Origin of the sequence: Aeromicrobium halocynthiae (genome assembly GCF_039531385.1) — a bacterium.
GTDB classification, from domain to species: domain Bacteria; phylum Actinomycetota; class Actinomycetes; order Propionibacteriales; family Nocardioidaceae; genus Aeromicrobium; species Aeromicrobium halocynthiae.
On sequence record NZ_BAAAPY010000003.1, the window covers coordinates 286,109 to 293,410 of the forward strand.

General features: G+C 70.5%; 7 protein-coding genes. 6 read left to right on the forward strand and 1 reads right to left on the reverse strand.

Going from position 1 to position 7,302, the window contains the following annotated elements; translation table 11 throughout:
* Positions 1-8 precede the first annotated feature (8 nt).
* Positions 9-1,061: a zinc-dependent metalloprotease gene (locus ABD213_RS07005; protein ID WP_344326276.1), complete on the reverse strand. Its 1,053-nt coding sequence runs from the start codon at positions 1,059-1,061 to the stop codon at positions 9-11.
* A 103-nt stretch (positions 1,062-1,164) separates the two neighbouring features.
* Between ABD213_RS07005 and ABD213_RS07010 the strand changes: the two genes are divergently transcribed.
* The 6 genes from ABD213_RS07010 to mnhG are packed head-to-tail and all read left to right on the forward strand — an operon-like array spanning position 1,165 to position 7,156.
* Entirely contained in the window at positions 1,165-4,014 is a 2,850-nt protein-coding gene (locus ABD213_RS07010) for a Na+/H+ antiporter subunit A (RefSeq protein WP_344326277.1), read from the forward strand.
* Positions 4,011-4,451, forward strand: coding sequence for a Na(+)/H(+) antiporter subunit C (locus ABD213_RS07015; protein WP_344326278.1), 441 nt, complete (start codon positions 4,011-4,013; stop codon positions 4,449-4,451). The genes ABD213_RS07010 and ABD213_RS07015 overlap by 4 nt, the downstream gene beginning before the upstream one ends.
* Positions 4,448-6,040: a Na+/H+ antiporter subunit D gene (locus ABD213_RS07020; protein WP_344326280.1), complete on the forward strand. Its 1,593-nt coding sequence runs from the start codon at positions 4,448-4,450 to the stop codon at positions 6,038-6,040. Before ABD213_RS07015 ends, ABD213_RS07020 begins: the two co-directional genes overlap by 4 nt.
* Positions 6,037-6,558, forward strand: coding sequence for a Na+/H+ antiporter subunit E (locus ABD213_RS07025; RefSeq protein WP_344326281.1), 522 nt, complete (start codon positions 6,037-6,039; stop codon positions 6,556-6,558). The genes ABD213_RS07020 and ABD213_RS07025 overlap by 4 nt, the downstream gene beginning before the upstream one ends.
* A complete protein-coding gene (locus ABD213_RS07030) occupies positions 6,555-6,842 on the forward strand; it encodes an MrpF/PhaF family protein (protein ID WP_344326282.1) in 288 nt (95 codons plus the stop codon). Before ABD213_RS07025 ends, ABD213_RS07030 begins: the two co-directional genes overlap by 4 nt.
* Positions 6,839-7,156 (forward strand): monovalent cation/H(+) antiporter subunit G, encoded by a 318-nt coding sequence (gene mnhG / locus ABD213_RS07035; protein ID WP_344326283.1) that lies wholly within the window; start codon positions 6,839-6,841, stop codon positions 7,154-7,156. Before ABD213_RS07030 ends, mnhG begins: the two co-directional genes overlap by 4 nt.
* Positions 7,157-7,302 lie beyond the last annotated feature (146 nt).

Below are 7,302 nucleotides of genomic sequence, written 5' to 3' on the forward strand. Positions count from 1 at the left end.
CCTCGTGCTCAGCCGTGGACGCGGGCGATCCAGACGTCCGGGTCCTCGATCTCGGCCTTCGTCGGCAGGTTCGCCGCCTCGGCCCAGACGGCGTCGAACCCGTCGCGGCCGGTCCTGTCGACGACGGCGCGGACGAAGACCGCACCGTCGCGGTACTGACGAAGCTTGGACTCCATGCCCAGGAGTCGGCGCAGCAGCTTGTCGACTCCCGAGCCGCCGGAGCGGCGCTGCTCGAACTTGCGCCGGATCTGCTTGACCGTGGGGATGACCTCGGGACCGACCCCGTCCATGACGACGTCGGCGTGCCCCTCCAGCAGCGACATGACGCCGGTGACCTGCTCCACCACGGCCCGCTGCCGGTCGTTCTGCAACAGGTCCGCCAGCGACGACTCCGACTCGCCACGCACGATGCGCACGAGCTCGCCGAGGCCCTCGGACAGGAACCGTGAGATCGCGTCCGAGTCGAGGTCGGTCGCATCGACCATCTCGGTCATGAGGGAGCGCAGGTGGTCGCGCATCCACGGCACCGCGGTGAACTGGACCCGGTGGGTCTGCTCGTGCAGTGCCACCCACCGACGGAAGTCGATCGGGTCGACGCCGAGCCGCTTCTCGACGTCGACGATGTTGGGCGCGACCAGGAGCAGCCGACCACCCTCCCCCGCGGACCCGCTCCAGAACGGGTCGAACTGGCCGAGGACCTTGCTGGACAGGAACGACATCACGGTGCCGATCTCGACGCCGCCGACGACGCCACCGACCGCGCGGGCCGGTGCCGACGTCCTGCCCTGCGCCGCGACCTTGTCGAAGACCGGCTCGAGGATCGTCGAGAACGTCGCCAGGTTCGCCTCCACCCACCGGGCCCGGTCGACGACCAGGACCGGCGCCTCGTTCTGAGGGGTCTGCGGCGCGACCAGGCCGGTGTAGTCGCGCACCGGTCCCTCCGCCAGCTCGGCGGCCTCGCGCAGGGTCGCGACCACCTCGTGCGTCTCCTCGGGAGTGAGGTCGGGGCCGGGGCGCGTCAGGGTGGCCGCCGTGCGGCGGGCCACCTTCCAGTCGATCATGGGACCACCGTAGGCGCCCCGTCCCGATAGCACCCGGCGCACGACGGAGCCCCACGCCCTTCAGGGCACCGATGCTGTTCCCACCGATAGGCTTCCCCCACTCATGATCGGGCTCATCGCGCTGCACTTCCTCGCGGCTGCGCTGGCCCCTGCCCTCACCCGATGGATCGACCGACGAGCCTTCATCGTGCTCGCAGTGGTGCCGGCCCTCTCCTTCGTCTGGCTCCTGCCACGAGCGGCGTCCGTGACCGCAGGCGGGGAGCCGGTCACCGAACGTCTCTCCTGGATCTCGGCGATCGACATGCACATCGACCTGGCGCTCACGCCCCTGACGGCAGTCATGGCGCTCGTGGTCACGGGCGTCGGCGCCCTCGTCGTGCTCTACTGCGCCTGGTACTTCCGCGAGGGCGACCCCGAGATCTGGCGCTTCTCCGGCGTGCTCACGGCGTTCGCCGGTTCCATGCTCGGGCTGGTCCTGGCGGACAACCTGTACGTCCTGTTCGTCTTCTGGGAGCTCACGACGATCCTGTCGTTCCTGCTCATCGGCCACAACCCCGAGCGCAAGGCCAACCGCCGCGCCGCCATGAACGCCCTGCTCGTCACGACCTTCGGCGGGCTCGTGATGCTCGGCGGCTTCTTCGTGCTCGACGCGCAGGCCGGCACGGCACGCATCAGCGAGATCCTTGCGGACCCGCCGAGCGGCACCGCCGTGACCGTCTCCATGCTCCTGATCCTCGTCGGCGCCGTCAGCAAGTCCGCGCTCGTGCCGTTCCACTTCTGGCTCCCCGGAGCGATGGCCGCGCCCACCCCGGTCAGCGCCTACCTGCACGCCGCGGCCATGGTGAAGGCCGGCGTGTTCCTCATCGCTCTGCTCGCGCCCGTCTTCGCCGACGTCCCAGGCTGGCGCCCCTCGCTCATCGGGCTCGGCATCCTGACGATGCTGATCGGCGGGCTGCGCGCGCTGCGCCAGCACGACCTCAAGCTCCTGCTCGCCTACGGGACGGTCAGCCAGCTCGGCTTCCTCGCCGCCGTCGCCGGGGCCGGGACCCGATCGGCGGCGTTCGCGGGGCTCGCGCTGATTCTCGGGCACGCACTCTTCAAGTCGACGCTGTTCCTCGTCGTCGGCGTCATCGACCGCACGGCCGGCACCCGCGACCTGCGCGAGCTCACCGGATTGCACCGCAGGCTGCCGCTGCTGTTCCTGGCCGCGCTCCTCGCGTCGCTGTCGATGGCCGGTGTCCCGCCCCTGCTCGGGTTCACCGCCAAGGAGGCCGCTCTCGCGGCGTTCGTCGACCTCGGGGACGACGCGGGCATCGGCGCGTGGGGAACCGCAGCGCTCGTCGGGATCACGCTCGGCTCCGTCCTCACCGTCGCCTACACGGCACGGTTCCTGTGGGGCGCGTTCGGCGTCCGCGACGTCGCGCCGCCGGAGCTGCGGCCCGTGCCCGTCGGCTTCCTCGTGAGCCCTGCCGTGCTCGCCACCCTCGGGCTGGCCGGCGGGTTCGCCGGCCCCGGCCTGACCCCGCGCGTAGCCGCCTACGCCGACCAGGTGGCCGAGGGGGCACACGAACCCGTCCTGACCCTGTGGCACGGTCTGACGCCAGCGCTGGGGCTCTCGGTCCTCGCGATCGTCGCCGGCGTCGGCCTGTGGATCCGTCGCAAGCAGGTGGCCCGCGTCCAGGAAGCCGTCGCGCAACGCCTCCACCTGCCCGACGCCGAGCTCGTCTACCACGACATCCTGCGCGGGGTGGACCGCTTCGCCGTCGAGCTCACCGCCCGCACGCAGCGCGGCTCCCTGCCCGTCTACGTCGCGATCATGCTGATCGTGATGGTGGTCGTGCCCGGTGCGGCCCTCGTCGGCGCCTGGTCGGACATCGCCGTGCGCGGCCCCGACAGCTGGCTGCAGGTGGCCGTCGCCGCGCTGGTGGTCGTCGCGGCCGTCATGACGGTCCGGTCGCGGCGCCGACTGCGTGCCGTGCTGCTGCTCGGCGTCACCGGCTACGGCACAGCGCTGCTGTTCGTGATCCACGGTGCGCCCGACCTCGCCCTGACCCAGACGCTGGTCGAGACGTTCGCCGTCGTCACCTTCGTGCTCGTGCTGCGGCGCCTGCCCCCGTTCTTCTCCGACCGACCCTTCACCACCGCGCGCTACCTGCGCATCGCCCTCGGGGCGGCCGTCGGCGTCGCGGTCGGCGCCTACGCCCTCCTGGCCGCCTCCGCTCGGACCGCCGACCCCATCGGGCAACGCTTCGCGGGCCCGGCCTACGACTTCGGAGGCGGGGAGAACATCGTCAACATCACCCTCGTCGACATCCGCGTGTGGGACACCTTCGGCGAGCTCGCCGTCATCGTCGTGGCCGCCACCGGCGTCGCGAGTCTCATCTTCCTGCTGACCGACCGCGCCACCTCTCACCGCGATGCCCGGCGCGACCGCCGCGAGGTGGTCTCGACCGAGGCGTGGATGCAGGGCGGCCTCGACGTCCCCGACCAGCGCCGCTCCGTCGTGCTCGAGATCGTCGCTCGCGCCGTGTTCCCCGTGATGATGGTCTTCTCCGTCTACCTCATGTTCGTCGGGCACTACGAGCCAGGCGGTGGATTCGCCGGCGGACTCATCGCGGGGCTCGCGCTCATGGTCCGCTACCTCGCCGGGGGGCGCTCCGAGCTCGACGCCGCCGCCCCCGTCGACGCGGGGACCGTCCTCGGCGGAGGTCTCGCCGTCGCCTCGCTCGCCGGCATCCTCCCTGCCCTCCTGGGCTACAACGCCTTCCAGAGCGGGATCTTCGACATCCCGGTGCCGTTGCTGGGCGAGCTGCACGTCGTGACGTCGATCTTCTTCGACATCGGCGTCTACCTCGTCGTCGTCGGCCTGGCGTTGGACGTCCTGCGCAGCCTCGGCGGCGGCATCGACGCCGACGGCGACGAGGAGCCGATGGTGCAGGGGGCGAACGCATGAGCACCAACCTCGTCCTCGTCGTCACCATCGCCTTCCTGATCGGCTGCGGCGTCACCCTCATGCTCGAGCGCAGCCTGACGCGCATCCTCATCGGCTTCGTGATGATCGGCAACGGCGTCAACCTGCTGTTCATCGTCGCCTCCGGACCGGCCGGCGACCCGCCCCTGCTGGGGGACGTCGCACGAACGGACATGGTCGACCCTCTCCCCCAGGCCATGGCCCTGACGGCGATCGTGATCACCCTGGGCATGACCGCCTTCGGGCTGGCGCTGGCCTACCGCGCCTGGCAGCTCACCGGGCATGACGACGTCCAGGACGACCTCGAGGACGACCTCGTGCGACGTCGCGCCCACCGCGACGAGGTGTCGGCATCCTTCGACGACGTCGAGGCCGGACTCCCTGACGAAGAGGGCACCGACGAGGAGGACCCCCGATGAGCCAGATCGTCCTCGTCCCCGTCCTGCTGCCGCTGCTCGGGGCCGGCCTGTGCCTCGTGCTCGGCCGCTCCGCGCGGGCACAGCGCCTCATCAGCGTCGTCGTCCTGGTGATCGTGGTCGCGGCCGCCGCGACGCTGCTGTACCGGGCCGACCGGCACGGACCGCAGTCGGTCAGCATCGCCGGGTGGACCTCCGACATCGGCATCTCGCTCGTCGCCGACCGGCTCTCGGCGCTGCTGCTGCTCATCTCCGCCATCGTCACCCTGTGCGTCCTGCTGTACTCCTTCGGGCAGGGCATCGTCGAGTTCGGACGCAACACGCCGTTGTCGGTGTTCCACCCCACCTACCTCGTGCTGTCGGCCGGCGTCTCCAACGCGTTCCTCTCGGCCGACCTGTTCAACCTGTTCGTCGGCTTCGAGGTGCTGCTGGCTGCCAGCTACGTCCTCATCACCCTCGGCGGCACGGAGGCCCGCATCCGCTCCGGCACCGTCTACGTGATCGTCAGCTTCGTCTCCTCGGTGTTCTTCCTCGTCTCCATCGCCTGCGTGTACGCCGCCACCGGCACCGTCAACTTCGCCGAGCTCGCCCGACGCCTCCCGGACCTGCCCGAGGGCACCCAGCTCGTGCTGCAGCTCATGCTGCTGGTGACGTTCGCGATCAAGGCGGCGATCTTCCCGCTGTCGTTCTGGCTGCCCGACTCCTACCCCACGGCCCCGGCGCCGGTGACGGCCGTGTTCGCCGGGCTGCTCACGAAGGTGGGCATCTACGCGATCGTCAGGACGCAGACGCTCCTGTTCCCCGAGACCGACCTGCGCAGCGTCCTGCTGTGGGCCTCGATCCTCACCATGCTCGTCGGCATCCTCGGGGCCGTCGCCCAGTCCGACATCAAGCGCGTGCTGTCCTTCACCCTCGTCAGCCACATCGGCTACATGCTCTTCGGCATCGCCGTCGCCAGCCAGATGGCGCTGTCCGGCGCCATCTACTACATCGTCCACCACATCACCGTCCAGACGGTCCTCTTCCTCGTGGCCGGACTGGTGGAGTGGCGCACCGGCACCACGAACCTCGACCGGCTCGGTGGCCTGGCGCGCTCCGCGCCGATCCTCTCGGTCATCTTCTTCATCCCCGCGATGAACCTCGCGGGGATCCCCCCGTTCTCCGGCTTCCTCGGCAAGGTGGCCCTCGGCAAGGCCGGGGTCGCGGCCGGTGACTGGCTGGCGATCGTCGGGGTCGCGATCTCCATCGCGACGAGCCTGCTGACCCTCTACGCGGTCGCCAAGGTGTGGAACCGCGCGTTCTGGCAGCCCGTCGACCCCGACGCGACGGTCGACGCCGGCGACGACTGGGCACACGGACCCCTGCACGGGCACGACCAGGTCTCCACCGGCACCCAGGTCACGACGATGTGGAAGGTCTCCACGCTGGACCGGCTACCCCGCGGGATGGCCCTGCCGACCGTCGTCCTGGTCCTCGTCACGGTGAGCCTGACCGTCGTCGCCGGTCCGCTGTTCGACATCACCGACCGGGCGGCCGCCGAGCTGATGCTGCGCACGCCCTACATCCAGGCGGTCCTCGGGGAGGCACCGTGAGGACCCGGGTCACGAGCGTCGTCCTGCTCACCTTCGTCTGGCTCTTCCTGTGGAACGAGGTGACGCCGTGGCTGGTCGTCGGAGGCGTCCTGACCGCGATGATCGTGACCACCGCCTTCCCGTTCCCGAAGGCACCGTGGGTGGCGACCGTCCGTCCGTACTACCTGGCGTTGCTGCTGGGCCGCTTCGTCGTCGACGTCGTCCGGGCGAGCGCCGAGGTGACGTGGATCGCCGTCCGACCTGCCGAGGTCCCTCGCAGCGCAGTGATCCGTGTCGACCTGCGCACCAACTCCGAGCTGTTGATGGCCGTCACCGGCGAGCTCGTCTCCCTCGTGCCGGGCTCCCTGCTGATCGAGCTCGCCCCGGACACCTCGTCGCTGTACCTGCACGTGCTCGACGGCAGCACGCCCGAACGCATCGACAAGGCCATCGCGAACGTGCGTGGCCAGGAGGAACGCGTCGTACGGGCCTTCGCGCCGCGCGCCGAACGCATCGCCGTCTGCGGGGAGGACTCATGACCGTCGTCGCCATCGTCTGCGGAGTGATCCTCGGGGTCACCGGGCTGCTCTGCCTGGTCCGCATCGTCCGTGGGCCGTCGATGCTCGACCGTGCCGCCGCCACCGACGTCTTCGTCGCCGTGAGCGTCGCCGCCGTCGGGGTCATCGCCACGGTCGAGCGGTCCGTCACGATCCTCCCGGTGCTCCTGGCCCTCTCCCTCGTCGGCTTCCTCGGCTCGGTGAGCATCGCGCGGTTCGCGGCGCACGACACCGGCTCGACCCCCCCGGCGCAGGAGGACTCATGATCATCGACGTGCTCGCGTCCATCGCCCTGGTCCTGGGCTGCTCCCTGGCGCTCGTGGCCGGCATCGGACTGCTGCGCTTCCCCGACGTGCTCACCCGCATGCACGGCGCCACCAAGCCGCAGACCCTCGGCATGGTGCTCGTGCTCATCGCGGTCGGTCTGCGCGCCGACGACCGCTCGGCCATCGCGATCCTCGTGCTCGTGGGGCTCTTCGCGCTTATGACCGCGCCGGTCTCGGCGCACATGCTGGGGCGGGCGGCGTTCCGCACGGGGCGCGTCGACCGGTCCACGCTGAGCCGCGACGACCTCGCCTGAACCGGTTGGTAGGTTCGCGTCAGTGTCAGGGTGGGGCTCGCCGCCATCAGCGGCTGGTTGGATCCTGAGCATCTGAGGTCTGGCTCATAGGTTCGCTGTCGCCTTCGGGTTGATGAGCATGTGTTTTGCCGGCCTCGGGTGTGAAG

Excerpts from the sequence above, each read along its gene's own strand:
- ABD213_RS07005 (WP_344326276.1), bottom strand. The coding sequence starts at position 1,061 with ATGATCGACTGGAAGGTGGCCCGCCGCACGGCGGCCACCCTGACGCGC.
- ABD213_RS07010 (WP_344326277.1), top strand. The coding sequence starts at position 1,165 with ATGATCGGGCTCATCGCGCTGCACTTCCTCGCGGCTGCGCTGGCCCCT.
- ABD213_RS07015 (WP_344326278.1), top strand. The coding sequence starts at position 4,011 with ATGAGCACCAACCTCGTCCTCGTCGTCACCATCGCCTTCCTGATCGGC.
- ABD213_RS07020 (WP_344326280.1), top strand. The coding sequence starts at position 4,448 with ATGAGCCAGATCGTCCTCGTCCCCGTCCTGCTGCCGCTGCTCGGGGCC.
- ABD213_RS07030 (WP_344326282.1), top strand. The coding sequence starts at position 6,555 with ATGACCGTCGTCGCCATCGTCTGCGGAGTGATCCTCGGGGTCACCGGG.
- mnhG (WP_344326283.1), top strand. The coding sequence starts at position 6,839 with ATGATCATCGACGTGCTCGCGTCCATCGCCCTGGTCCTGGGCTGCTCC.